Below are 23,999 nucleotides of genomic sequence, written 5' to 3' on the forward strand. Positions count from 1 at the left end.
CCGAGCTTTCCGATTACCGCTTCACCTTACAATGTTCGGCTACGATAATCGATTCTATTCTTTTGCACGCGCAATCGATCTCGTCGTTGACGACGGCATAGTCATAATGCTCCATCAGGCCGATTTCGTCAACCGCCACCGACATCCGGTGATCGATCGTCGCCTGGCTTTCCGTTCCGCGTCCCACGATCCGGTCTTTCAGCTCATCCAGCGACGGCGGCAGCAGGAAGATAAAGACGCCTTGCGGGAATTTTTCCTTTACCTGCAGCGCGCCTTGCACCTCGATTTCCAAAATGATGTCCTTGCCGCTTTCAAGCGTTTTTTCCACGAAATCGCGCGGCGTGCCGTAATAATTGCCGACGTATTCAGCATATTCCAGCAGCTCGTTGTTTTGCATCATTTCCAAAAACTGCTCGCGGGATTTAAAAAAATAATTCACGCCGTCTTCCTCGCCGAGCCGCGGACTCCGCGTCGTGGCCGAAACGGAATACACGAGCTCCGGAAGTTTGCCTCTCAGCGCGGTGCATACGGTTCCTTTCCCAACTCCGGACGGCCCGGACAAAACAAACAATAATCCTTTTGACATAGTACTCCCCAACTCGTTATTCGTCATGATCGTCGTCTTTGCTGGACAGACGGTGAGCCACCGTTTCCGGCTGTACCGCGGACAGGATGACGTGATCGCTGTCCGTAATGATGACGGCACGGGTCCGGCGTCCGTATGTCGCGTCGATCAACATATGACGGTCTCTTGCTTCCTGAATGATTCTTTTAATGGGTGCTGATTCAGGGCTTACAATGGAAATGATTCGGTTAGCCGACACAATATTCCCGAAGCCGATGTTAATGAGTTTGATTGCCATAATCAGGTTCTTCCCCCTATACACATTTGACTCTCGCCTGTTCTATGTCGAAAGCGCCTTTTATTCTATATTGGCCAATTGTTCGCGAATTTTTTCCAGCTCCGCCTTCATTTCGACAACACGGTTTACCAGAGTCAGATGATTGGCCTTCGATCCAATCGTATTGACTTCCCTGTTCATTTCCTGAATCAGAAAATCCAGTTTTCTTCCGACCGGTTCATCCGCACGAAGCAAACCCTTGCATTGCTCAAAATGGCTCTGCAGCCGTATCAGTTCTTCATCTATGTTGGAACGGTCTGCGAAAATTGCAATTTCCATGCCAAATTTATGTTCATCAAAGGCAAACGAACCGTCATGAAGATCAGACAGCCTTTGTTTGAGCTTATTGCGGTAATCCTCGACTACTGTTGGCGCCAACTGCAGCATTTCGGCATGCAGAGCTTGCAGCTTGCTTAACCGCTGCTCCACGTCCGCCGCCAAGTGCTTGCCCTCCATGCTTCGCATCGCCGTAAGACCATCCAGGGCGGATCGCAGACCTTTTTCCAGCACAGGCCCCCATTCGTCCACGTCGGAGTCGTCCGCGAAAGCGCCGTGATCCGGCGTGATCCACACGTCGGGAAAGGACAACAAATCCTTCACGGTCAATTCGCCGTCGAGGCCGTACCGCTGCGAAATTTCCTGCGCCGCCTGCAGATACATCTTCACGGCATGGTCGTTAAGCAAGGCATGCGGAGCATGATCGTCGCCTTCTTCCTTCGTGACGAACACATCGACGCGTCCGCGCTTGACGTACTGCTGCACCGTTCTCCGCAAAGCGTCCTCGAAGCAAGTCCACTCACGCGGCAGACGAAGCACGACTTCGCAGTATCGGTGATTGACGGACTTCACTTCAAATACCACTTTACGCCCTCCGTGCTGAAGGGCGGATCGACCGTATCCGGTCATGCTAAAAGACATCGGCACCACATCCATTACACTATTGTAATTGATTACGATCAACGAAACAAGGGGGACAATTGGCGGCCGGATTTGGCCCATACGTGTTCGATCAGCTGGGCGCTCATTTCATACAGCATGAACGGGGTCATCAAGTAAATCCCGTTAAAATGCTCCATTGCGACATCAAGCAGTTCCTTCGCGATCTGAACGCCCATCGCCCTGCCTTCTTCCCCCTCAAGGCCTGCCATCCGGCTGCGGACGTCGTCCGACAAATGGATGCCGGGCACTTCGTTGTGCAAATATTCCGCGTTTCTGCCGCTGGCGAGCGGCATGATCCCCATAAAGATCGGCGTATCCAGGTGACGGGTCGCTTCGCTCACCGCCCGAATCAGCTCGGGATCGTACACCGGCTGGGTCATGATGTAATCCGCGCCGGCGGCGATTTTCCGTTCCAGGCGGGCCACCGCTTTATCCAAATGTTTCCCGTGCGGGTTAAAGGCGGCGCCTACCACGAATTTCGCTTTTTGCTTGAGCGGTTTCCCGGAGAAGGAAATGCCTTCGTTCAGCTGCTTGATCATCCGGATAATTTCGAACGACGTCAGGTCGTACACCGAACTGGAGCCCGGCAAATCCCCGAACCGGGCAGGATCGCCCGTCACGGCCAGCACGTGGTCGATCCCGAGGGCGTCGAAGCCCATCATGTGCGACTGCGTGCCGATCAGGTTGCGGTCGCGGCAGGCGATATGCACCAAAGGGCGCAGCCCGGTCTCGACCTGGACGAGATGGCCGAGCGCCATATTGCTCATGCGCGTGACGGCCAGCGAGTTGTCGGCAAGCGTCAGCGCGTCGGCCCCGGCCTCTTTCAGCCGCTGCGCGCCCTGCATAAATTTCGAGATGTCCAAGTCGCGCGGCGGATCCAGCTCCACGATGACCGTGTGCCGCTGCTTCGCCAAATCGACCAAGTTCGGTTCGCGGCTGCCCGTAACTTCTTCCGGGGCGGGTTCGAGGACGATTGCCGGCGCCGCGTGCTCCGGGATGGGCTCGTACACGGCCGGCTGCGGCACGTAATCCTCGAGCGCCCGGGAAATGGCTTCGATATGGGCAGGCGTCGTACCGCAGCAGCCCCCGATGATGCGCGCGCCCGCGTCGGCAAATTGAACCGCCATTTGCCCGAAATATTCCGGACCCGCTCCATAGCGGTATTCCCCGTCCACGTAATCGGCCACGCCCGCATTCGGATAAACCGAAACCGGGGCAGGCAGATGGCCGTCAAGCGACTTGATCGCGCTCAAAATCCCGTTCGGGCCGGTGCGGCAGTTGAAGCCGATGATGTCGGCCCCCTCCTGCTGCACGATCCGGAAGGCGTCGTGCATCGTGTAGCCGTCCAGCGTTCTGGCGACGTCCTCGACCGCAAACTGGCAAATGACCGGAATGTCGGTCAAGCGGCGCGTAATGGATAAAGCGAGCACCAGCTCCTCGACATTATAAAAGGTTTCGAGCATGACGCCGTCCACGCCTTCCGCCAATAACGCCTGCAGCTGCTGCTCGAAATACTTCTTCAGCTCGGCGTTCGAAATGTTCGTCCGTTTGCCGCCGCGGATGGAGCCGACGGCCCCGACGACGTAACCGGCTTCTCCCGCCGCTTCCCGCGCAATCCGCACGCCGGCCCGGTTGATCTCGGCGACTTTGGATTCCAGCCCGTATTTGGACAGTTTATCGAAATTGGCCGAAAACGTATTGGACTCCAGCACCTGCGCGCCCGCATCGACATAACGCCGGTGAACGTCCCGAATGACCTCCGGCGAAGTTAAGTTCAGCTCCTCGTACGAAATCCCCACAGGAAAACCCATTTGATATAAAAAAGTACCCATCGCGCCGTCCCCGACAAGCACCTTGTTGTCCAACACCACTCGCAAATCCGGCTTCATCAGTTATTCCCCCAACCCGTAGTTTTCATCTAATGTATCACAAATGCCTCCAAATTCCCACTAGTTCGCAAGGAATTCAAAAAGCGAAAGGCTGCCCTGCCCGGACTGAATCGCCGGTCTCCTCTGCGCCGGTGCGTAAGGACAAAAAAGCCTGCCGGACCGCTCCCCTAAAGGAGCGTTCGGCAGGCTTTTCGTCGTTGCCCGTCATTTTGGCCATCAGGCCGCCGGATCGGTATGTCCCGCGAACACGAACGCGGCCGGCCCCGTCATATAGATCCGGTTGTCCGCCTCGTTCCACTTGATGAAGAGGCTGCCGCCTTTCAAACGCACCTCCGCCTCGCGGTCCGTTTTCCCGTTCAGCACCGAGGAGACCAGCGTCGCGCAAGCTCCCGTGCCGCATGCTAGCGTGGGGCCCGCTCCCCGTTCCCAGACGCGCATGTCGATCGTCTTCCGGTCCAAAACGGTCGCAAACTCCACGTTCACTTTTTTCGGAAAAAGGGGGTGCGCTTCCAGCTTCGGCCCCCAGGCATGAAGATCGAAATGAACGGCGTCGTCGACGTAAATGACGCAGTGCGGATTGCCCATCGAAACGGCCGTAAACCGGAAGGTTTCACCATCGGCTTCCAGCGGAACGTCCACCACTTGCGCGGCATCGATCGTCGTCGGGATCCGAAGCCCGGAAAGCACCGGTTCGCCCATATCGACCGTCATCAACGCCGCCTTGCCGTTCACCGCCTGAATGGCGATCTTTTGCACGCCGGCTCCGAGCGTTTCGATCGTGATCTCTTCCCTTTTAACGTAACCGTGGTCGTATACGTATTTGGCGACGCAGCGGATCGCGTTCCCGCATTGCTCCGCTTCGCTTCCGTCCGAATTGATGATTTTCATCCGGTAGTCCGCCCGCTCGGACGGCAGGATGTAGACAAGCCCATCGGCCCCGATCCCGAAATAACGGTCGCACCATTTGACGGCAAGCTCCGCCGCATTGACCGGAAGAGCCTGCTCGCCGTATATCACAATAAAGTCATTGCCAAGACCATGCATTTTCGTAAATTCCATCGGCTGCTGCCACTCCTTAAGTTGCTTGTTTTTTCTGTTCCCTAGCATAGCTTAAGGAATGGCTGAAATGTATAAACTTTATGCCGAAATGTTTGTACTTTTCGCCACGAAGCGTCTGCGCTTCTGGCGTCTGCCGCCCCAAACGCTGCCCGCGCCCATGAGGAATGTCGGAATGCCCGCGGCAACGATCGAAATCGCCCATTCGCGGAAACCGAGCGGCACCGTCTTGAAGATCGGCTGCAGCGCCTCGATGTACATGACGCCTAGCATCAGGACGACCGAGGAGAGCACCGCCAGCACCAAATATTTGTTTTGCAGCGGATTGCGGTGGAAAATGGACCGCGAGCTTCTGCAGTCGAATACGTGGATGAGCTGCGCCAAAACGAGCGTGGCGAACGCGACCGACTGCGCCTTGGCGATTTGCCCCGCGTTGCCGGGATCGATCCGAAGCGTCAGCCAGAAGGCTCCCAGCGTGCAAAAGCCGATCAAAAAGCCGCGGCTGATGATTTTCCAGCCGAGCCGCCGCGCGAAGATGTTTTCTTTCGCGCCGCGCGGTTTATGCTCCATCAAATCCTTCTCCGGCTGGTCGACGCCAAGCGCCATCGCCGGCAGGCCGTCGGTCACCAGGTTCACCCACAAAATCTGGATCGGCAGCAGCGGGAGCGGCAGCGCAAGCATCATCGCAAAAAACATCGTCAAAATTTCGCCCACGTTCGAAGCCAGCAGGTAGCGGATAAACTTGCGGATATTTTCGTAAATGCTCCGGCCTTCCTCGATCGCCGCAACGATCGTGGAGAAGTTGTCGTCGCTGAGCACCAGCGCCGAAGCTTCCTTGGTAACGTCGGTTCCCGTGATCCCCATGGCGATGCCGATGTCGGCGGCTTTGATCGCCGGCGCGTCGTTCACGCCGTCTCCCGTCATCGCCACAACATGGCCTTTCCGCTGCAGCGACTTCACGATCCGCAGCTTATGCTCCGGCGAAACGCGGGAGTATACATAGATGTTGTCCACCTTCGAATCCAGCTCCGCATCGTCGATCCGGTTCAGCTCCTGGCCCGTCATCGCCAACCCGCCGCGGGGCATGATGCTGAGCTGCTGCGCGATCGCCTCTGCCGTGGTGCCGTGGTCCCCGGTAATCATGACCGTTTTGATGCCGGCGCGGCGGCAGGTGTTGATCGCGTCGCGGACCTCGCGCCGCGGCGGATCGATCATGCCGGCCAAGCCGACGAATACGAGCTGGCTTTCGGCATCCTTTTCGCTGCTCAACGAATCGTTTGCGCGTACGTCGCGGTACGCGGTCCCCAGCACCCGGAGCGCGTTCGAGGCCATCTGCTCGTTGGCCGCCAGCACTTTTTGCTTCAAGGTGGCGGTAAACGGCACGACGTTTCCTTCCCATAAAATATAAGCGCACTGGTTCAAAAGCACGTCCGGGGCGCCTTTCGTGCACAGCAGCCGGCCGCCTTGATGGCTGACCACAACGGACATCAGCTTGCGCTCGGAATCGAAGGGGAATTCCTGGTCGCGTTTGTACAATCCCGACAACGAATCCGGGGTCACGCCCATTTTGGAAGACAACGTGATAAGCGCGCCCTCGGTCGGATCTCCTTTAAGCCCCCATACCGAACCTGCCGGCTCTTCTTTCCCTTTGCGTTTGCCCTTCGGCTCGGTCTGCTGCACCTCGTAAATTTCGGCATTGTTGCACAGAGCACCGATTTGCAGCAGGCGGCGCAGCGCTTGGTCGTTCCGGACATCGATGGCCTTGCCCTTTTCGAGAATTTGGCCCGTCGGGGCGTACCCGTCTCCCGTCACTTCCAGATCCCTGCCGCCAACCCATAGCCGCGTGACGGTCATTTTGTTTTGGGTCAAAGTGCCTGTCTTATCCGAACAAATGACGGACGCGCAGCCGAGCGTTTCGACGGAAGGGAGCTTCCTGACGATCGCCTTCCGTTTAATCATCCGCTGCACGCCAAGAGCCAATGCGACGGTCACGATGGCCGGCAGCCCTTCCGGTATGGCGGCGACGGCAAGGCTGACGCCGGCGAGGAACATGCCGACCGCTGGCTGTCCATGCAGGATGCCCGCCACCACGACCATGACGGTCAGGCCGAGCGCGAGCATAATAAGCAGTTTGCCGAGCTGCTCCAACCGATGCTGCAGCGGGGTTTGCTGCGTGTCGGTATTTTGGATCAGGTCGGCGATTTTGCCCATCTCCGTATCCATGCCGGTCCGGACGACGATCCCTTTCGCGGTGCCGCGCGTCATCATCGTGCCCATGAAGCCGAGGTTTTTCTGATCCCCGAGAGGCACCTCGGATTCCGATATCGCCTGGCTGTGCTTCCCGACGGGAACCGATTCGCCCGTCAGCGCCGATTCCTCGATGTAACAGCTGCTTGTCTCCAGCCACCGCACGTCGGCCGGAACCCGATCGCCGCTCTCCAGCAGGACGACGTCTCCGGGAACGAGCATTTTCGCCGGAATCGAGACGACCCTGCCTTCCCTGAGCACTTTGGCGGACGGAGCCGACAGCTGCTTCAGCGCGCGCAGGGAACGCTCGGCCCGGAATTCCTGGATAAACCCCAGCACTCCGTTCAGCAAAATGATAGCGATAATCGTAACGGCATCCAGATATTCGCCCAGCAGGCCGGACACCAAGGTGGCCCCCATCAGCACCAGAGTCATAAAATCCTTGAACTGGTTCAAAAACAGTGCGAATAAAGAGATCTTTTTGCCTTCGGACAGCTCGTTGCTTCCATGCTGCTTTCTTCGCTCGTCAGCCTGTTCTTCGGTCAGGCCGCGCTGCGACTGCACGTTCAGAATCTGCTGCAGATCTTCGGCATTCATCTGATGCCATGCTTTTTGTTCCATGCTTCCCTTTCCCTCCCGCTCTTTATGCTGCTGCCGGCAAGGCGCCGGACAGCTTTTCCACCTGTTCTAACGTAAATGTATTCGGACAGGGCCTGAAATATCACAGCACGGGCCTCTTAAGTTTTTGGGCAAACTATGGCATCATAGAGAGGACTGGTTTTGAAGAGGGGATTTTGCAGAAATCCATAAATCGGCCGTACCGAATGACGCAAAATCCGAACAAGTCACCCGCAATCATCCAACTTATCACATATACGATAGATAGGAGATATAAAACATGTCATTGGACGGAATCGTAACGAGGGCGATCGTGCACGAGCTGGAGAAATGCCGCGGCGCCCGGATCAGCAAAATATCCCAGCCTGGAGACCATGATCTTCTGCTTCACCTGCGTACGCGCGAAGGCAACGCCAAGCTGCTGTTGTCGGCAAACCCGACATACCCGCGCGTACATTTTACGGACCGGAGTTTCATGAACCCGCAGGAAGCGCCGATGTTTTGCATGCTCATGCGCAAGCATTGCGAAGGCGGTATCATCGAGGACGTCGCCCAGGTCGGCATGGAGCGCATCATCCATTTGACGGTTCGCCAGCGCGACGAGCTCGGGGACGTGTCGACCAAAAAAATCATCGTCGAGCTGATGGGGCGCCACAGCAACGTCATCTTGACCGACCATGCGAGCGAAACCATTCTCGACGGCATTCACCATGTCACGCCGAGCATCAGCAGCTACCGGATCGTCATGCCGGGGTTTGCCTATACCGAGCCGCCGCAGCAAAATAAGATCGATCCGCTGGCGGCGGACCGGAAGGATTTTATCGTCAAATGCTCCGGCGCGCAGGATCCGGTTTCGTGGATCGTCGATACGTTCAGCGGGGTGAGCCCGCTGGTCGCCCAGGAAATTGCGCACCGTGCCGGGATCCAGGCGGTATCCGAACCACAATTAAACGAGGAGGAAACGTATGAGCGCTGCTCCGCATTATGGGAGGCTTTCGCCTCGGTGATGGAGCCCGTCCGAACGCATGATTACGCGCCGGTATCCGGAGCAAACGCCAAGGGCAAAATCGTTTTTTCCGCCGTCAACCTGACGCTGCTGCAGGACGAAATCAAGCATTACGATTCGATCAGCGCCTGCATGGAGGATTATTTCGGGGAAAAGGCCGAACGGGATACGGTCAAGCAAAAGGTGAGCGACCTGCTGCGTTTTTTGCAAAACGAACGCTCCAAAAACATCAAAAAACTCGATCACCTGCACAAAGATCTGGCCGAAGCGGATGATGCCGACAAGTATCGGATCTACGGTGAACTGCTGTTCGCTTCGCTGCATACGATCCAAAAAGGCGACAAGACGGCGGAGCTGGTCAATTTTTACGACGAGGAGCAAAAGACGGTCGCCATCCCGCTCGATCCGCTGCTGACGCCGTCGGACAACGCCCAGCGGTATTTCAAAAAATACAACAAATACAAAAACAGCCTCGTCGTCATTCAAGAGCAGCTGGAGAAAACAAAGGAAGAAATCCGCTACATGGACGAGCTGCTGCAGCAGCTGTCCTATGCGTCCATGAGCGACATCGACGAAATCCGCGAAGAGCTCATCCAGCAGGGATATCTCCGCGACCGCAGCAAAAAGACGAAGAAAAAGAAAAAAAACGACCGTCCTACGCTGCATGTGTTTACGTCGTCCGAGGGCATCGAAATCTATGTCGGCAAAAACAACCTGCAAAACGAATATTTGACCAACAAGCTGGCCAGCTCAGGAGATACGTGGCTGCATACCAAAGACATTCCCGGCTCGCACGTCGTCATCCGCGGCGGCGAATACGGCGACGCGACGCTTGAGGAAGCGGCGATGCTCGCCGCCTATTACAGTCAGGCCAAAGAGTCCAGCAGCGTACCCGTCGACTACACCTTGATCCGTCACGTGCACAAGCCGAACGGGGCAAAACCGGGTTTCGTCATCTATGATCATCAGAAAACGCTTGTGATTACGCCGGACGAGAAACGGATCAAAAGCCTTGCCAACGCGTTGAAATAAGGCGAATCAAACGATTCCGTCCCTGCGCTGCTTTTGCCGTTTCTCAGGCGATAGCCAGGCGACCGAGCCATATTTGTTCGCCAAAAACAAAAAAGCTGCCGCTTCTGCTTTTCAAGCAGAAACGCGCAGCTTTTTTGTCCACTTCAGCATGATCCGCCGCCGGCGGACGCCCGCTTTAATTGCTCCAATACCGCGGCCGATACCGTCCGGCTGCCGATGTCGCCGTGGAACACGACGCCCTGCCTGGCCCCGTGGAAATCGGAGCCCGCCGTCACGATCAGACCGTGGGCATCGGCCATCGCTTGATAACGTTTCTCGTCTTCCGGACGATGATCCGAATGAAACACCTCGATGCCGGCCGGCTTGGCTTTTTCCAAAATCCGCTCCACAAGCGCATCGTCGCCGTAAATTCCCGGATGCGCCAGCACCGGCGTCCCTCCGGCCTCGCGGATCCACAAACACGCTTCTTCCGGGGAAATCCGCGGCACGGACACGTACGCAGGGGCGTTTTCGCCCAAATATTTGTCAAACGCGTCACGCATATCGCGGGCATATCCTTTCCTTACCAGCACATCCGCCATATGCGGGCGTCCGACGGTCTCGTCGGGCCGCAGCTCCCTCCCCAGTCCGGCGATGACCTCTTCCATCGTTATATCCACGCCAAGCTCCTGCAGCTTCGCGATCATTTTTTCGTTGCGCCCTTCCCTTGTGTTCCGCAACCCGGCAAGCCTCTTCAGAAACGTTTCATCCCCGCAATCGACGTAATACCCGAGCACATGGATGTCCTTTCCGCCCGCGCGCGTGCTGATTTCCACGCCGGGGACGACGGCGACGCCGCAGCGCTCGCCTTCGTCCATCGCCTCCTTCACGCCCGCCACGGTATCGTGGTCGGTAATGGCGATGGCCGCCAGCCCCCTTTCCCGGGCAAGCCGCACGTTTTCCGCGGGACTTTGCATGCCGTCCGACGCCAGCGTGTGCGTATGCAGGTCGCATCTTCCTGTTGCAGCAGCCATAAAGTTTTCCTCCTGATTCCATCTTTCTTTTTCCTTATTGTATAGGAAGCGGGACGCTTCCGCCAAATGAACCGGGGAGAAGGGCTCCTGGCCAAAAAAAGAAGCACAAAAAAGCATGGAACCCGCCTTCTCGGATCCCATGCCGGCCATGCAGCATCATCGTATGTAAAATTATAGGCTATCTGCGTTTGCGCGTATTTTTAATGAGCGTCATTCTTCGGGAATGGCGAAGCCAGGAGTAATAGGATTTCAAATCCCTCAGTTCGATCGTTTCGGACATCCGGCCCAAAAACGTAACCACGATCATTTTATGCAACGGATTGCCGGTGATATCATATTCCCCCTCAAGCTCGGTAAACTCGGCAACGACGACCAAATCCTCGTCAATCAAATAAACGTCCTGTTCATTTCGGTAATAAGGGAGCATCCGGCTTTGCTTCAGACATTCCCACATCCATGCCGCAATGTCGTCCGTCTGGTGATCCCCGCGCTCGATGCGATCGTTATATCTTGTTTTTGCATGATTGGTTATGACGATGTCAGCAACCTTCTTATCGCCCAGGACAACGTAGAATGGTTCATAGGTGCTCCATCTTTCCATTCCTTTGTCGCGCATGGAACATCACTCTCCACCACATAGGACTTTCTGTCTAGATATTTTTACCTATTATATTACATCACAACAACATGTTGCACAAGTAAAAAAGTCTTAAAATCGATAGATTTCCAGATGGCTCTCAGACTAAAAAGCGACAATCCGACAAAGCGGCGCCACGCCAAAACAGAACAAAGCTTCCCTGCTCCCCGTGACGCCCAAAGGCGGCTGTCCCCAACGGAAACGTTTCTCATGCTGATCCATGCAAAAAAAAGCAGCCCTTAGGCTGCTTTTGCGAAAAGCTCATCGTTCTGTTTGGATGGGAATCCGCGTTCATCCGCGGCTACGAACGGCCCGTTCCGTCATAGGCCATAAAATCTTGTTTTGTCGGGAACATCCTTCGAATATTCCGTTTTGATCTCGTTCCGGTAGGAGCGCTCAATTTTTCGCACATAGGAAAGCCTGCGAATGTTTTTGGCGGTCTCTTCGGCGCGATCCGCATTGACGTACATAACGACATAATGCATGCGTCTCGATATATAATGAACGGTCCCGTACTTCTCAAGGTTTCTGGCCGCTTTGATATCCGTGACCCATATAATATAACCTGTCCGTTCTGCAAACATCTTTTCCCACCTCGCTTTGTCCCCTGTCTCTTGCCCGGTTCAGCCGCCGCAGCCGCACTTGCCGCCACCGCCGCAGCCGCGTTTCGGAAGCGGATCGTTGCTTGGTACCTTGATGGTGTCCGAAACGGAATATGCGATCATTTCCGACATTTGGTGAAGCAGATCGTCAAGAACCTTTTCCGCCTGCTTGAACCGCGCCACCTCTTCGAACTGATCCAGCTGTTGTTCGACGGCCGTCACCTCGTCCTTGGCGCTGTGGTAGTTCGGATGAAAATGCCCGAAGCGCTGGGTTTCATCGAAGAGTTCTTTCTTTTTTGCCAGCAGCCGGACCAGCTCCTGAATGGCAGGATTGCTGTCTACGCGCTGCTTCCAATATAAGTAATCAGACACCTCAACCGACTGATTGATCATATCGCCTAATTCATAGGCGTTCATCAGTACGGCAGCCATGTCCATCGTTTGCACTTCTGATACGCTCATGAAATTCAACCCGATTCTTTAAAAAGTTCCACCGTCATCCAGCGGACTCTTCTATCATATCATAACCCGTCTCCCTTAAGAAGAGGGATTTCGGCTCTTTTCCATCGCCTCAATCGAACTCGGGAACGATCAGTTTCAGCTCCCTCAGTTCCCCGGCCGTCAGCTCGCGCCGCTCGTACGCTCCGGTTTCCAAGTCATGCAAAACGCCCTCTGCCCGCCACGGGCCCGAATGAACCGCCGTGGGAGCGAATTCAGCTTGTCTCCCTTCCAGGTTCAGCAAAATCCGGGTCTGCCAGCTTTGGGCCTGCTCGACGATCGTCTGCGCGGTGGAGCTGTGATAACTCCGGTAGTCCCGAAGCCATCTCGCCGGAATCCCTTCATACCCGGGAAACAGCGAAGCAGGCTCCGGGATATCGGGGTCCGGATCGAACAAACGGACATTCCGGCCGCCGTAAACGACGCCCTGCCGCTCATGGAAGCTTTCGCACGGCATGGTGCCGCGGGTTTTGCCGTCCGGTTCTTCGCCGATCAGCGGATATGACGGATGCGCGCGTTCGCCGGTTCCGACCGTTTTTAGCGGAGCCAGCCCCATGGTTTCAAGAATTTTGCGTATCTTGGCCGTATCGGAGGTTTTGGCGATAAAATGTTTGGGCCCGATCCGCTCCAGAGCGCCTTCGATGCGTGAGCGGGCCGCCGCAATCCGGTCCGCTTCGTTTTCGGTCAGGCATGACAAAAGCAGCGCCTCCTCGAACCGGGTGCGGCCGAGTTCCCTGCCCCACTGCTCGATGGCCGCGGCAACATGGCCCGGGATTTCCGCCGCGGCGCCTGCCGACAAAACCTGAACGATCTCCGCGGCGCCGATTCCCTTCTCCGCCGCCTTCGCAATCCCGGCCCGGGTCAGCTTGTACACCGAAACGCGGTCGCATTGAACCAACTCGGCAAAAGCAAGCAGCTTCCAGCGCAGAAGGAACGGAACGTCCGGAGGGCAAAGGACGTCAAAATCCGGCTGCACGAAAAAGCCTGATGCGGAAGCTTCAGCCTCGGGTCCGTCTTCAAGCAGCAATCGCGCCGCGTCAACGTTCCAGCGGAAGGCGCATCCTCCTTCGGCCGTTTCCGCGACATCCCCCCAACCGAATCCGGCAAGGGCGCAAAGCCACGCCTCGGCTTGTTCCGAGGCGGCTGCCGCGCGCAGCATGCCTTCGCCCTCCATCCACCGCAGCAGCGACGAAACATCGATCCATTGCTCCCCGGCATCCGGGAGGAAGCAAATGAAATAACGAAAAAGCTGCAGGCCCGCGTCATTCGGGCCGTAACGCTCGATAACGGTGCGGAGCAGGATGCGGTTCATTTCGCGTTCCGTCAAGCTGAGCCATGACCGGAGCCGCTCCCCCTCGAGTACGAAAGCCCCGTTTCCGGGGGATAGAAGTCCCGTGCATAACAGCAGGTCCAGCAAAACGGCCGGCGCCGGCTCCCAAGCATCCTGGTGCGCGTATTGCAGCGCTAGGCGCTTCACGTGCTCATCGCTCAAAAAGACCGGCTCCATCAGCTTTTGCAGGCTTTTTTTATGGACCGTCCCTTTTGCCGTCAAAGGAAGTCCCTGATCCGCGACAAAGGCCAGCGCGTGCAGCAGATCCAGCGGGAGGCCCGGCCCCGCCTCCTGGCGGAAGACCAGTCCGGCTTCGGCGGCGCCGTTATGCTCCGGGACATACAGGACCGGCAGCAGCCGGACCAGCTTTTCCGTCGGGATATAATACAACCGCTCGCCCCAGGCTTTTTTGACGGCATGCACCCACCCGTATTTTCGAAGCCGGAGGAAGGACAGCTTCAGTTCTGCGCCCGTGCGGGCGATGCCGCCGATTCCTTCCCATGCCTGCTCGCCGAAAGGCTGTCCGGCGAACCGGCCGACCAGCCCTTTTAAAAGCTCCAGCTCGCAACCCGCGAGCTTGCCGAACGATTCCTCGAATCCGGCCGATTGGTCGACGCTCATGTTCCGGACCTAACCTCCCTTGCGGAATGGATCGTATATTCATACCCTTGCTCGATGAGGAACATTTGGCGTTTGACGGCAAATTCCTCCTCCTTGCTGCCTTCGGTCACGAGCGTGTAAAAAAAGGCGCGGTTGTCCCCGGATTTCGGGCGCAAAAGCCTGCCCAGCCGCTGCGCCTCCTCCTGCCTCGAACCGAAGCTCCCCGACACTTCAATGGCCACCGACGCATCGGGAAGATCCACGGCAAAATTGGCCACCTTCGATACGACAAGCACGGGGGTTTCCCCCTTTCTGAATGATGCGTATAAATCCGCCCGCTGCCGCTGGGGCATCCTGCCGGTGATGAGCGGCGCCCCGATCGCCGACGCAAGCGCCTGAAGCTGGTCCAAATATTGCCCGATCACCAAAACCCCCGCATGCGGATGCCGTTTCAGCAAATCCTTGACGATCGCCGTTTTGGCCGGGTTCTCCGCCGCCAGCCTGAATTTTTCTTTTCCCGCGGCAAAAGAATAGGTGTCGCGCAGCGCCGGTTCCATCGGAACGCGGATTTCGCTGCATTCGACGCGGGCGATCCAGCCTTTCGCTTCAAGCTCCTTCCAAGGCATCTCATACCGTTTGGGCCCGATCAGGGAAAACACGTCCTCCTCGCACCCGTCTTCCCTGACCAAGGTGGCGGTCAACCCGAGCCTGCGCGTCGCCTGGATATCCGCCGTGGCCCGGAAGACAGGGGCCGGCAGCAGATGCACTTCGTCGTAAATGATGAGTCCCCAGTTGCGTTCGTTAAACAGCCTCATATGCTCGAATTCGGCATCCTTGGAGCGCCGATGGGTCAAAATTTGATACGTGGCGACGGTGACCGGCTTCACTTCCTTCCGTTCGCCGGCATATTGGCCGACCTCCGCCGGATCCAGCGTCGTTTTCTCCGTCAATTCCCGGATCCACTGCTCGACCGAAGTGGTGTTCGACGTCAAAATCAAGCATTCGCACTGCTGTCTTTCCAGCGCGGCGATGCCGATGATCGTCTTGCCCGCCCCACAGGGAAGGACGAGCACCCCGCTGCCGCCGCTTCCCGTAACGCCCTCGAACGCCGCCACGGCTTCCTCCTGATAGCTTCGAAGGGCAAACGGCTTCCCGCCGCCCGCTTGCCGCCATTCCAGCCGCAGCGCTTGCCCTGTATGATACCCCGCCAAATCCAGGACCGGGAATCCGGAGCGCATGAGCTCCTGTTTAAGGCGTCCCCTTGCTTCCGCAGAAATCCGGGCTTGGGTGGGAGAGATGCGCTCCAGCTTCATCCCCGACAGCGCCGGGACGGCTAGCGCTTCATCCAAACAACGGCTGTCCGAAGCCGTTAAACAAAGCGTGCCTTCCCCGCCCTCCGTTTCCTTTTGCAGGCATAATTTGCCGTATCTCGACACGAGCCCGCGGATTTCCGGCAGCAGCCCGGCCGGCATTCCCCACCTCGAAACGGCTTCCAGGTCGCGGGCGATGTCGTCGGCGGTGAAGCCCATGGCGGCCGCATTCCATAAAGAAAGCGGCGTAATTCTATAGGTATGGAAAGCGGAAGGGCTTTTGACGAGCTCCGCAAACCGGGAAAGCTTCTCCCGCGCCGCCTCGAATCCGGGATGTCCGCATTCCAGCAGCACCGTGCGGTCGCGCTGGATGATGCAGGCTTTAAGATCGTTCATGTTCGGCTCCTTTCCATATGGAAAAAGTCCACTTCCCCGACCGGGAAGTGAACTTTCGTTTTTGTGGATACATTTAAGTTTTCCCAACGATCGCCAGATCATTCCTGATCTCGCACCGGCGCCGAACGCCGGGCCCGCTAATCCTACTCCCAGCCCTGATAGGACTGCGTCATCGCCACTAGCAGCTTGGCTGCCCCAAGCATTGCCGACTCGTCGAAATCGAACCGGGGGTGATGGTGCGGATAGACCGCTTGAAGGCTCTCGTTGCCCGCGCCGACGAACATGAAGCAGCCCGGAATCCGCTGCAAATAATACGAGAAGTCTTCGGCCGGCATGATTTTCGCGCATTCGCTGACTTGGCCGCCTCCAAAGACGGCCGGCGCCACGCGGAAGAAACGCCCGGTTTCCTCTTCGTCGTTAACAAGCGGCGGATAACCCATGACATACTCGGTATCCGCTTTGGCTCCGTAGGCTTCTGCAGTCAAACGGGTGATATCTTCAATCCGCTTGCGGATCAGTGCCCGGGTTTCTTCGTCGAACGTGCGGACGGTCCCGGTAATGCGGCAGGATTCCGCGATGACGTTTTGCGCGCTGCCGCCTTGGATGGTGCCGATCGTAACGACGGCCGGCTTCAAGGGATCCACCGTGCGGCTGACGATGCTTTGCAGCTGCATGACGACGGCCGCTCCCGCCACGACGCTGTCGACCGTCACATGCGGCATGCCCCCGTGCCCGCCTTTGCCCGTAATATCGATAAAAAATTCGTCGGCAGCGGCCATCAGCGGTCCGGGAGCGCTTGCCGCCGTCCCCGCCGCAAACGGCGTCCACAAATGGACCCCGTAAATGACGTCGACGCCCTCGAGCACGCCGGCATCGATCATGCCTCGGGCACCTCCAGGGCACACCTCTTCCGCCGGTTGAAAAATAAAGCGGATCTCGCCCTCCACGTCCGCTTTCCGCCGGCTGAAATAGGCAGCGACGCCGAGCAGGGTCGACGTATGGCCGTCATGGCCGCAAGCGTGCATCACTCCGTCGACTTCGGAAGCGTATTCGCATGTTTTTTCGTCCCGGATCGGCAGTGCGTCCATATCGGCCCGAAGCGCCACCGTTTTGCCGGGTTTGCCGCCTTTTAAAACGCCGACGACGCCGTAACCTCCGCCCACCCCGGTCGTTACGCCAAGTCCAAGCTCCCCCAGCTTTTCGGCCACGAATTGCGCCGTTTTCCGTTCATGGTACGAAAGCTCGGGATGGCGGTGAAGAAAGCGCCTCCATTCCACCATTTGCGGCTGCAGCTCATCCAGTATCGCCTCTTCTCTCATGTGCACACGTCCTCTCGCCAAATTGAATGTCTACCGCATTGTTTTCCACTTTCTGGCCACAATGCCTTTTTTCCATTGTAGCAGAAACCCGGCGAATGGGGTATGTCCCGCATGCGCCGGCAAAGCTTGCACAAGCGCTTGAAACATAATATCATGAGTAAAGAACTTTACAGGCAATTAAAGGGAGGATTTTGAAGGATGATTTTTGAAAATACGGGACTTGTCGGTCTGAAGAGCGACCTGGCATTTTTGGACGAAGTAGCTGAAAAAACGGGATTCGTACGCTGGCAGTGGGAATACACCCGTGCTACATACGATTATAAAATCGAAGACAAAGACACGAACTCGGAATATTTCCTGCGCATGAACACGCGCGCCGTCGAAGGAAAGCTGGAAAAGCCGCATGCGGTGCTGGAAATCGAAGCCGTTTACATGGGAAGAGCGACGTTCCCTCACGGGTTGGAATATGAGACGCCGATTCCTTCCAAAATTCTGAACGTCGCCAATCAAAAAATCCAGCAATTCAAAGCTGCACTGGAAGCTTAGGGCGGATCCCTCATGAGCCAGGAGAAACCCCAACTGAGGAAGAGAGGTACGCCGGATTTTCAACTGCTTATCCTTACTTTTCTGTTGGTCGGTTTTGGGCTGGTCATGGTGTTCAGTGCCAGTTCAAGCCTCACCATTTCCAGTGTAAAATTTAAATTCGATCCGCTTTATTTCACGAAAAAGCAGTTTATGTGGGCCGTTCTCGGCACCGTAATCATGTTTGTCGCGATGAACATCCACTACAGCAAATATAAAAAGCTGTTTGTGCCGATGTTTTTCTTCACCGTGATCTTGCTTGTGGCGGTGCCTTTTACGAAAGGCATCAACGGCGCCCGAAGCTGGCTGCAGATCGCCGGTCTCGGGATCCAGCCGACGGAGCTTGCCAAAATCACCATCATCCTGTACCTTTCCGCTTTGATCGTCAAAAAGGGAGAGCGTTTCAGGGATTTGCGGACAGGTTATATTCCGGTCATGGTCATCGTCGGTTTCGTGGCCGGGCTGATCATGATGCAGCCGGACCTCGGCTCCACGCTGATCCTGGTGGCAACCAGCGCGCTGATCATCTATGCGGGGGGCGCCAGCCTGAAGCATATGCTCGGATCGTTCGCTCTGGTCGTATTGGGAGCGAGCCTCGTGCTCGGCGCCAATTACCTGATCAAATCGATTACGCACAACGATGAGCCGCAGACGCAAAGCACCGACTACAAAATGGGACGGATAACCGCCTGGATCGATCCTTACGAGGATGAGGACGGATCGGGCTACAACCTGATCCAGTCATTGACCGCCATCGGAAACGGGCAGCTGACAGGCACGGGCTTCGGCAAAAGCATCCAAAAGCTGAATTACATCAAAAACCCGTACAATGACTTCATCTTTCCCGTCATGGCGGAGGAGTTCGGTTTTATCGGGACAAGCCTTTTCCTGCTCATCTACTTGTATTTTCTATGGCGAGGCATCGTCATCGCGCTCAGGTGCCCCGATCCATTCGGAACGCTCGTCGGCATCGGCGTCATGGGCCTTTTCGCCATCCAAGCCTTCGTCAATATCGGCGGCGTGTCGCAAACCATCCCTTTGACCGGGGTTACCCTTCCGTTCATCAGTTACGGAGGCAGTTCCCTGCTGATCATGATGTTTGCCATGGGGATCATGCTGAGCATTTCGCGGTCGGTCAACCAGCCGGCGAAACAGGAAGTCGTCAAATCCGTGCAAATCAAAAGAGACTACCGGAAATCCGTGTAGTCTCTTTTTTTCTGCCGGGCCATCCCGCAAAATTCGTCAACGCCGTCCGACATTGCGGGGATAAGCCCTATGTTCTCTGATCCCGATCGCCTTATTTCGCGCGCGTAGGCACGTCCTCGATTTCGTCGTCCTTGAAGGCGACGCCTTCGACCTTTACGTTCACTTCGACGACGCGCAATCCCGTCATGCTTTCCACCGCCGTGCGCACGTTTTGCTGCAGCATGCGGCATACCTCGTGGATCGGCGTTTCATACAACACGATGATCCGGAGATCGATCGCGGCTTCCAGCTGCCCTACTTCCACGGTGACGCCTTTCTGCACGTTTTTGCCGCTCAGGCGTTTGGCCCATCCTTCCGAAAGACCGCCCGACATAGCGGCAATGCCAGGGGTTTCCAGCGCTGCCAAACCGGCAATTTTCGATACGACATCATCTGCGATCCGGATCGTTCCGGTCTCCAATTGAAGTTGTTCAGTCATTCCCCTTCCTCCTTCATCTCATTATCAATTATTGTAAATCACGACAGGGAGCAAAAGCAAATATTGGACCTGCGTTTTGTTTACAATTTAGCACGTTTTGGGTATATTGAGAAAGAATGTTGATCTTACATATCACGAGGTGTCGAAATTTGAAAAAATGGTTAAGCCCTTTGCTGCTGATCGTATTTTTCGTTCTTAGCGGCATCGCCCATTACGCCGGCTGGGATTCGACGATCCAGTTCATTCTCGCAGCCATTGCGGTCATCTTCGTCGCAGGGTTTCTGGGCAAAGCCACGGAGAGCGTCTCACACTATGCGGGGCAGCGGCTGGGCGGCTTCCTGAACGCCACGTTCGGAAACGCGGCCGAGCTGATCATCGCTATTTTTCTCGTTAAAGAAGGGCTGTTCGATATGGTGAAGGCGAGCCTGACCGGTTCCATCATCGGCAACCTGCTGTTGGTGCTCGGCTTGAGCATTTTTGCGGGCGGGCTCAAATTCAAAATCCAGAAATTCAACGTTTCGCTGGCAGGCATGAACGGCTCGCTGATGATCGTGGCAGTCATTTCCTTGTTCGTTCCGGCCGTATTCCTGAACACGCACGCCATCACGACCAGCGATTCCAAACTGCTCAGCCTTATCGTGGCAGGGATTCTGATCGTGGCTTACGTTTTCTGGCTCGTCTTCTCCATGATCACGCACAAAGATTACCTTGCCGACGTGACGGAGGATTCGGACGAGGAGCTGCCGCATGAGCATGAACCCGAGTGGTCCAAGGGCAGATCCGTTCTTTATCTCATCGTCGCCACGGTCATGGTTGCTTTTGTGAGCGAATGGCTTGTCGGCACGCTGGAGACGTTTACGAGCAAATTCGGCCTCAGCGAGCTGTTTGTCGGCGCCTTCCTCGTAGCCATCATCGGAAATGCCGCGGAACACAGCGCCGCCGTCATGCTGGCCATGAAAAACAAAATCGGGGCGGCCGTCGAAATCGCCGTCGGCAGCAGCTTGCAAATCGCCTTGTTTGTCGCTCCTGTCCTCGTGTTCGCAAGCTTTTTCTTCGGAAACACGATGAACCTCGTATTTACGGCCATCGAGCTGCTGGCGATCGGGGTGTCGGTGTTTATCGCCAAATCGATCATCCAGGACGGTAAAACCAACTGGTACGAAGGTTTGATGCTCATCGTCGTTTACGTCATTCTCGGCGTTTCTTTCTTTATGGTCTGACCCAACAAAAAAAGCATGGACTCCGTTATGGAAGTTCATGCTTTTTAACTTCGGACCAAAAAAAGGAACGGGCTTATTCCGCCTTCCTGTTGTTCAGCGCCTCGTAGAGGATCGCCAGATTGCGTTCAAGCTGGCTGACAAGCTGTTTGCCTGCAGTCTCGGGGAGCAGCCCCGCTCTGACCGCAAAGTCCACTTCTTTAGAAAAACCGTACATCTGGGTGTCCAGCACTTCCTCATAGAGAGGGCAATAGCGGGTTGCCAGATTCTCCATTTGTACTTCGATAAGCTTCTGTATTTTATCTGCATCTTCTTGCAGAAGACTGATTGCTTTCAGGTTCAACTGTTCCTGAAGTTCAGAAGAAGTCATGCATCTTCCCCCCTATGTCCAAAAGTCACACCCTTGTTCTCTCCTTTAATATTAGACGAAATCAGAGCCCAATACAAGAACCTCGTCATAAAAACGTCCGGCAGTCTGCCTTTCATAGAGTCCGGGCCGTTTTTAACGGGCATTTTCCCATGGATCCGCGGCTGAAATGATGTGATGTTATGCTTTAGGATTTCTAAAAAAAACGCCCCGCCTATTCAGGCAGGACGCTTTCCTTCGATCATTATTCTTCCACGACTTCGACTTTCAAGCCATGCTTCGCAAATACTTCCTTCATGGCCGCTTTTGCCTCGTCCGCATCCGGACCATGAACGTGAAGCTCATAGCCTTTATTGCTTACAAGGGTCGTAAACAAACCCAAAATGCTTTTGACGTCAATGTACTTGTTGTCGGCCTGAAGCACGATGGACGAAGTAAACTTGCCCGCTGTTTGGGCGATTTCCACTACAGCTGCGTTATTACTGGACATAGTGATCCCTCCGTAGCTTTTGGTATCAGGTATTATATTCATGCTGCAATTTCATGATACATTGAATCCGCTTTCCCGTGCAAGGGATTTCTGGCTTGTTTTCCCGATTACACCAACCGGTCGGGGTTCAAGCCCTTCAGCTCGTCGATGACGAACAGGCCGTCTTTGCGGATCAGCACGTCGTCGAAGTAAATTTCGCCGCCGCCGTAGTCCGGACGCTGGATCAAAACGATATCCCAGTGGATCGACGAACGGTTGCCGTTGTCGCAATCCTCATAAGCTTGACCCGGCGTAAAATGGATGCTGCCTGCGATTTTTTCGTCGAACAGGATATCCTTCATCGGATGCAAAATATACGGGTTGAAGCCGATGGCGAATTCGCCGATATAACGGGCGCCTTCGTCGGAGTCGAGGATTTGGTTCAAGCGCTCGGTGTCATTGCTTGTGGCTTCGACGATTTTGCCGTCCTTGAACGTAAATTTGATGTTTTCGAAGGTGATGCCTTGGTAAACCGTGCTTGTGTTGTAGCTGATCGTTCCGTTGACGGAATCGCGGACGGGAGCGCTGTACACTTCGCCGTCAGGGATGTTTTTCTCGCCTGCGCATTTGGTTGCGCCGATGCCTTTGATAGAAAACGTCAGGTCCGTTCCCGGTCCGACGATGCGGACTTTGTCCGTTTTTCTCATCAGCTCGGCAAGCGGGTCCTGGGCTTTGTCCATTTTGGCGTAGTCCAGGTTGCACACATTGAAGTAAAAGTCTTCGAACGCTTCCGTGCTTTGGTTGGACAGCTGCGCCATGCTGGCATTCGGATAACGGAGAACGACCCATTTCGTATGGTTGACGCGTTGTCCGCTATGGACGGGATGGTTATACAGCCGGTTAAACAACCGCATTTTATCGTCAGGCACGTCCGCAAGGTCGTTTACGTTTTCGCCGGAACGGATGCCGATATAGCAGTCCATCTTTTTCATGCGTTCCAAATCGTATTCGGCCCAGGTTTGGATCATCTCTTCGGTCGCGTTCATGAGCATCGCGCGCTGTACCGTCCGGTCCGTCAATTCAACGAACGGGTTGCCCCCGCGTTTATGTACCTCTTCGATCACGGCTTTGAGCAAATCCCGTTCGGGACCGATCATTTCGACGAGCACATTTTCGCCCGGCTGAACGTTGACCGAATAGCCGACCAGATTTTCGGCAAGTTTCTGAATTCTCGGATCACGCATCTGTTATTCCTCCTAAAAAATCCGCGCTGATTTCATGTTTTTTTGAACAAAGGTTAATTTATTCGTCTCCTATTGTAGCACTTTCTTCAGGCTTCAAACAGTGAAAATAACCCCGCCAAGCGAAGCCTTGGCTTTGAAGCCGGTTCGGCGGCCTGCGGGGCCTTTCGGAAATGACAATTTTTTATGGCTAAAAACGATCAAGCCTGTTAGGGATGGAAAACGACATTGTTAACCAATTGTTCATGCTCCTCCTGGCGATGCAGATTGAGGTAGCGGATATTGCTTTCGGAGGATAGCTTCACGGGAAAACCGGACCGCTTGTCGATCGTCAAATAATACACGATGCCGACTTCCGCTTGGTCCAGCATCTGCTTCATTTGGCCGTCGCCTTTGTTCCATGCGTCCGCCAGCTGCCTTTTTTCCTGGGCGGGGCGGCCCAATGCGGCTTTCTCGGCCTGCATCCGGATCGCATCCATTTCGGTCTCCAGCTGCTCGGAAAGCCATGTTTTGGCCGCCGAAGGGGCAAGCTCGATCCGCAGCACCTTGGTTCCGCGCGCAGCGCCGGAGGCCTCCCTGACCTCTTTGGGCAGCTTGTTGATCGCGTCGAGCTGCGCCAGCGGATTGAAGCGGGCCAGGGACGTCCCCAGCGCCGTGCTGCCCTCGCTAAACAGATGGACCCAATGGCCGTCCTGGCGGCGGAAGCCGGATTCGGCCGCATGGTAATTGCTCATGCTGACCGTCTGCGTTGCCCCTTTGCCGGCCGCCTGCGCAGGCAGCATGCTCCGGATCGTCAGCTTGTCGTGCTCCGTCAAAATTCCTTCGTAGGCCATGCTTTCGCGAAAGCCCTTTTGCGATTGGGTTCGCACGGCCGCCTCCCCGCTAAACGTAAAGGAATCGATGCCGGCCAATCCGCCGGTCGTCTGTTTTAGCCATTGCTCGGGGCTTTTCGGATTCATGCTGCAGCCCGCCAAACACGCGCACAGGATCAGCAATGCGGCAAATCCGCGGCAGAGCTCCCTTTTGTTCATCAGACATCCCTCTT

General features: G+C 55.9%; 22 protein-coding genes. 4 read left to right on the plus strand and 18 right to left on the minus strand.

All coding sequences use genetic code 11. The features are described 5' to 3' along the window. Positions 1–13: 13 nt before the first annotated feature. The 6 genes from gmk to RJP21_RS04175 all read right to left on the minus strand — a co-directional run bounded on the left by gmk (position 14) and on the right by RJP21_RS04175 (position 7,654). Positions 14–586, minus strand: coding sequence for a guanylate kinase (gene gmk, locus RJP21_RS04150; RefSeq protein WP_160040903.1), 573 nt, complete (start codon positions 584–586; stop codon positions 14–16). Between the two features lie 16 nt (positions 587–602). Beyond that, a complete protein-coding gene (gene remA / locus RJP21_RS04155; protein ID WP_036707683.1) occupies positions 603–863 on the minus strand; it encodes an extracellular matrix/biofilm regulator RemA in 261 nt (86 codons plus the stop codon). 60 nt (positions 864–923) lie between these two features. Next, on the minus strand, positions 924–1,820 hold the full coding sequence (locus RJP21_RS04160; RefSeq protein WP_160040901.1) for a YicC/YloC family endoribonuclease: 897 nt from the start codon (positions 1,818–1,820) through the stop codon (positions 924–926). A 38-nt stretch (positions 1,821–1,858) separates the two neighbouring features. Beyond that, a complete protein-coding gene (locus tag RJP21_RS04165) occupies positions 1,859–3,730 on the minus strand; it encodes a bifunctional homocysteine S-methyltransferase/methylenetetrahydrofolate reductase (protein WP_310858220.1) in 1,872 nt (623 codons plus the stop codon). A 216-nt stretch (positions 3,731–3,946) separates the two neighbouring features. Beyond that, a complete protein-coding gene (gene dapF / locus RJP21_RS04170) occupies positions 3,947–4,789 on the minus strand; it encodes a diaminopimelate epimerase (protein ID WP_310858221.1) in 843 nt (280 codons plus the stop codon). Between the two features lie 78 nt (positions 4,790–4,867). Then, positions 4,868–7,654, minus strand: coding sequence for a calcium-translocating P-type ATPase, SERCA-type (locus RJP21_RS04175; protein WP_310858222.1), 2,787 nt, complete (start codon positions 7,652–7,654; stop codon positions 4,868–4,870). A 277-nt stretch (positions 7,655–7,931) separates the two neighbouring features. On the opposite strand from RJP21_RS04175, the gene RJP21_RS04180 reads away from it, so the two are divergent. Next, positions 7,932–9,689 carry an Rqc2 family fibronectin-binding protein gene (locus tag RJP21_RS04180; RefSeq protein ID WP_310858223.1) on the plus strand — a complete coding sequence of 586 codons (1,758 nt, stop codon included), beginning with the start codon at positions 7,932–7,934 and terminating at the stop codon, positions 9,687–9,689. 143 nt (positions 9,690–9,832) lie between these two features. On the opposite strand, the gene RJP21_RS04185 is transcribed toward RJP21_RS04180, so the two are convergent. From RJP21_RS04185 to RJP21_RS04215, 7 genes are all read right to left on the minus strand, one after another. After that, entirely contained in the window at positions 9,833–10,702 is an 870-nt protein-coding gene (locus tag RJP21_RS04185; protein WP_310858224.1) for a PHP domain-containing protein, read from the minus strand. 178 nt (positions 10,703–10,880) lie between these two features. Continuing rightward, complete coding sequence (locus RJP21_RS04190) at positions 10,881–11,318, minus strand: hypothetical protein (RefSeq protein WP_160040889.1); 438 nt, start codon at positions 11,316–11,318, stop codon at positions 10,881–10,883. A gap of 341 nt (positions 11,319–11,659) precedes the next feature. Continuing rightward, positions 11,660–11,923 (minus strand): YlbG family protein, encoded by a 264-nt coding sequence (locus RJP21_RS04195; protein ID WP_160040887.1) that lies wholly within the window; start codon positions 11,921–11,923, stop codon positions 11,660–11,662. 39 nt (positions 11,924–11,962) lie between these two features. Further along, a complete protein-coding gene (locus tag RJP21_RS04200) occupies positions 11,963–12,403 on the minus strand; it encodes a YlbF/YmcA family competence regulator (RefSeq protein ID WP_160040885.1) in 441 nt (146 codons plus the stop codon). 109 nt (positions 12,404–12,512) lie between these two features. After that, positions 12,513–14,390 (minus strand): helicase-associated domain-containing protein, encoded by a 1,878-nt coding sequence (locus RJP21_RS04205; RefSeq protein WP_310858225.1) that lies wholly within the window; start codon positions 14,388–14,390, stop codon positions 12,513–12,515. Beyond that, entirely contained in the window at positions 14,387–16,075 is a 1,689-nt protein-coding gene (locus RJP21_RS04210; RefSeq protein WP_160040882.1) for a DNA repair helicase XPB, read from the minus strand. The genes RJP21_RS04205 and RJP21_RS04210 overlap by 4 nt, the downstream gene beginning before the upstream one ends. A gap of 143 nt (positions 16,076–16,218) precedes the next feature. After that, entirely contained in the window at positions 16,219–17,394 is a 1,176-nt protein-coding gene (locus RJP21_RS04215) for an amidohydrolase (protein ID WP_310858226.1), read from the minus strand. A gap of 198 nt (positions 17,395–17,592) precedes the next feature. Between RJP21_RS04215 and RJP21_RS04220 the strand changes: the two genes are divergently transcribed. Both RJP21_RS04220 and ftsW read left to right on the plus strand, forming a co-directional pair. Continuing rightward, positions 17,593–17,940 (plus strand): YugN family protein, encoded by a 348-nt coding sequence (locus RJP21_RS04220; protein WP_160040878.1) that lies wholly within the window; start codon positions 17,593–17,595, stop codon positions 17,938–17,940. A 12-nt stretch (positions 17,941–17,952) separates the two neighbouring features. After that, complete coding sequence (gene ftsW / locus RJP21_RS04225; RefSeq protein WP_310858227.1) at positions 17,953–19,182, plus strand: putative lipid II flippase FtsW; 1,230 nt, start codon at positions 17,953–17,955, stop codon at positions 19,180–19,182. Between the two features lie 91 nt (positions 19,183–19,273). Here ftsW and RJP21_RS04230 read toward each other — a convergent pair whose 3' ends face one another. Further along, complete coding sequence (locus RJP21_RS04230) at positions 19,274–19,660, minus strand: Asp23/Gls24 family envelope stress response protein (protein WP_310858228.1); 387 nt, start codon at positions 19,658–19,660, stop codon at positions 19,274–19,276. Between the two features lie 149 nt (positions 19,661–19,809). Here RJP21_RS04230 and cax point away from each other — a divergent pair, with 149 nt between their 5' ends. Next, positions 19,810–20,880, plus strand: a complete 1,071-nt coding sequence (cax, locus tag RJP21_RS04235; protein WP_160040872.1) for a calcium/proton exchanger — start codon at positions 19,810–19,812, stop codon at positions 20,878–20,880. 73 nt (positions 20,881–20,953) lie between these two features. On the opposite strand, the gene RJP21_RS04240 is transcribed toward cax, so the two are convergent. The 4 genes from RJP21_RS04240 to RJP21_RS04255 all read right to left on the minus strand — a co-directional run bounded on the left by RJP21_RS04240 (position 20,954) and on the right by RJP21_RS04255 (position 23,985). Then, positions 20,954–21,247 (minus strand): Fpa/YlaN family protein, encoded by a 294-nt coding sequence (locus RJP21_RS04240; protein WP_160040870.1) that lies wholly within the window; start codon positions 21,245–21,247, stop codon positions 20,954–20,956. A gap of 241 nt (positions 21,248–21,488) precedes the next feature. Next, complete coding sequence (locus RJP21_RS04245; RefSeq protein ID WP_036707782.1) at positions 21,489–21,734, minus strand: HPr family phosphocarrier protein; 246 nt, start codon at positions 21,732–21,734, stop codon at positions 21,489–21,491. Positions 21,735–21,841: 107 nt separating this feature from the next. Beyond that, entirely contained in the window at positions 21,842–22,957 is a 1,116-nt protein-coding gene (locus tag RJP21_RS04250; RefSeq protein ID WP_160040868.1) for an aminopeptidase, read from the minus strand. A gap of 206 nt (positions 22,958–23,163) precedes the next feature. After that, entirely contained in the window at positions 23,164–23,985 is an 822-nt protein-coding gene (locus RJP21_RS04255; protein WP_310858229.1) for a hypothetical protein, read from the minus strand. Between the last annotated feature and the right edge of the window lie 14 nt (positions 23,986–23,999).

It is taken from the genome of Paenibacillus sp. VCA1 (assembly GCF_031583795.1).
Taxonomy (GTDB): Bacteria; Bacillota; Bacilli; order Paenibacillales; family Paenibacillaceae; genus Paenibacillus_AQ; species Paenibacillus_AQ albilobatus.

Coding starts and splice junctions, on each gene's coding strand:
- gmk (WP_160040903.1), bottom strand. CDS start 586: ATGTCAAAAGGATTATTGTTTGTTTTGTCCGGGCCGTCCGGAGTTGGG.
- remA (WP_036707683.1), bottom strand. CDS start 863: ATGGCAATCAAACTCATTAACATCGGCTTCGGGAATATTGTGTCGGCT.
- RJP21_RS04160 (WP_160040901.1), bottom strand. CDS start 1,820: ATGTCTTTTAGCATGACCGGATACGGTCGATCCGCCCTTCAGCACGGA.
- RJP21_RS04165 (WP_310858220.1), bottom strand. CDS start 3,730: ATGAAGCCGGATTTGCGAGTGGTGTTGGACAACAAGGTGCTTGTCGGG.
- dapF (WP_310858221.1), bottom strand. CDS start 4,789: ATGGAATTTACGAAAATGCATGGTCTTGGCAATGACTTTATTGTGATA.
- RJP21_RS04175 (WP_310858222.1), bottom strand. CDS start 7,654: ATGGAACAAAAAGCATGGCATCAGATGAATGCCGAAGATCTGCAGCAG.
- RJP21_RS04180 (WP_310858223.1), top strand. CDS start 7,932: ATGTCATTGGACGGAATCGTAACGAGGGCGATCGTGCACGAGCTGGAG.
- RJP21_RS04185 (WP_310858224.1), bottom strand. CDS start 10,702: ATGGCTGCTGCAACAGGAAGATGCGACCTGCATACGCACACGCTGGCG.
- RJP21_RS04190 (WP_160040889.1), bottom strand. CDS start 11,318: ATGCGCGACAAAGGAATGGAAAGATGGAGCACCTATGAACCATTCTAC.
- RJP21_RS04195 (WP_160040887.1), bottom strand. CDS start 11,923: ATGTTTGCAGAACGGACAGGTTATATTATATGGGTCACGGATATCAAA.
- RJP21_RS04200 (WP_160040885.1), bottom strand. CDS start 12,403: ATGAGCGTATCAGAAGTGCAAACGATGGACATGGCTGCCGTACTGATG.
- RJP21_RS04205 (WP_310858225.1), bottom strand. CDS start 14,390: ATGAGCGTCGACCAATCGGCCGGATTCGAGGAATCGTTCGGCAAGCTC.
- RJP21_RS04210 (WP_160040882.1), bottom strand. CDS start 16,075: ATGAACGATCTTAAAGCCTGCATCATCCAGCGCGACCGCACGGTGCTG.
- RJP21_RS04215 (WP_310858226.1), bottom strand. CDS start 17,394: ATGAGAGAAGAGGCGATACTGGATGAGCTGCAGCCGCAAATGGTGGAA.
- RJP21_RS04220 (WP_160040878.1), top strand. CDS start 17,593: ATGATTTTTGAAAATACGGGACTTGTCGGTCTGAAGAGCGACCTGGCA.
- ftsW (WP_310858227.1), top strand. CDS start 17,953: ATGAGCCAGGAGAAACCCCAACTGAGGAAGAGAGGTACGCCGGATTTT.
- RJP21_RS04230 (WP_310858228.1), bottom strand. CDS start 19,660: ATGACTGAACAACTTCAATTGGAGACCGGAACGATCCGGATCGCAGAT.
- RJP21_RS04240 (WP_160040870.1), bottom strand. CDS start 21,247: ATGACTTCTTCTGAACTTCAGGAACAGTTGAACCTGAAAGCAATCAGT.
- RJP21_RS04245 (WP_036707782.1), bottom strand. CDS start 21,734: ATGTCCAGTAATAACGCAGCTGTAGTGGAAATCGCCCAAACAGCGGGC.
- RJP21_RS04250 (WP_160040868.1), bottom strand. CDS start 22,957: ATGCGTGATCCGAGAATTCAGAAACTTGCCGAAAATCTGGTCGGCTAT.
- RJP21_RS04255 (WP_310858229.1), bottom strand. CDS start 23,985: ATGAACAAAAGGGAGCTCTGCCGCGGATTTGCCGCATTGCTGATCCTG.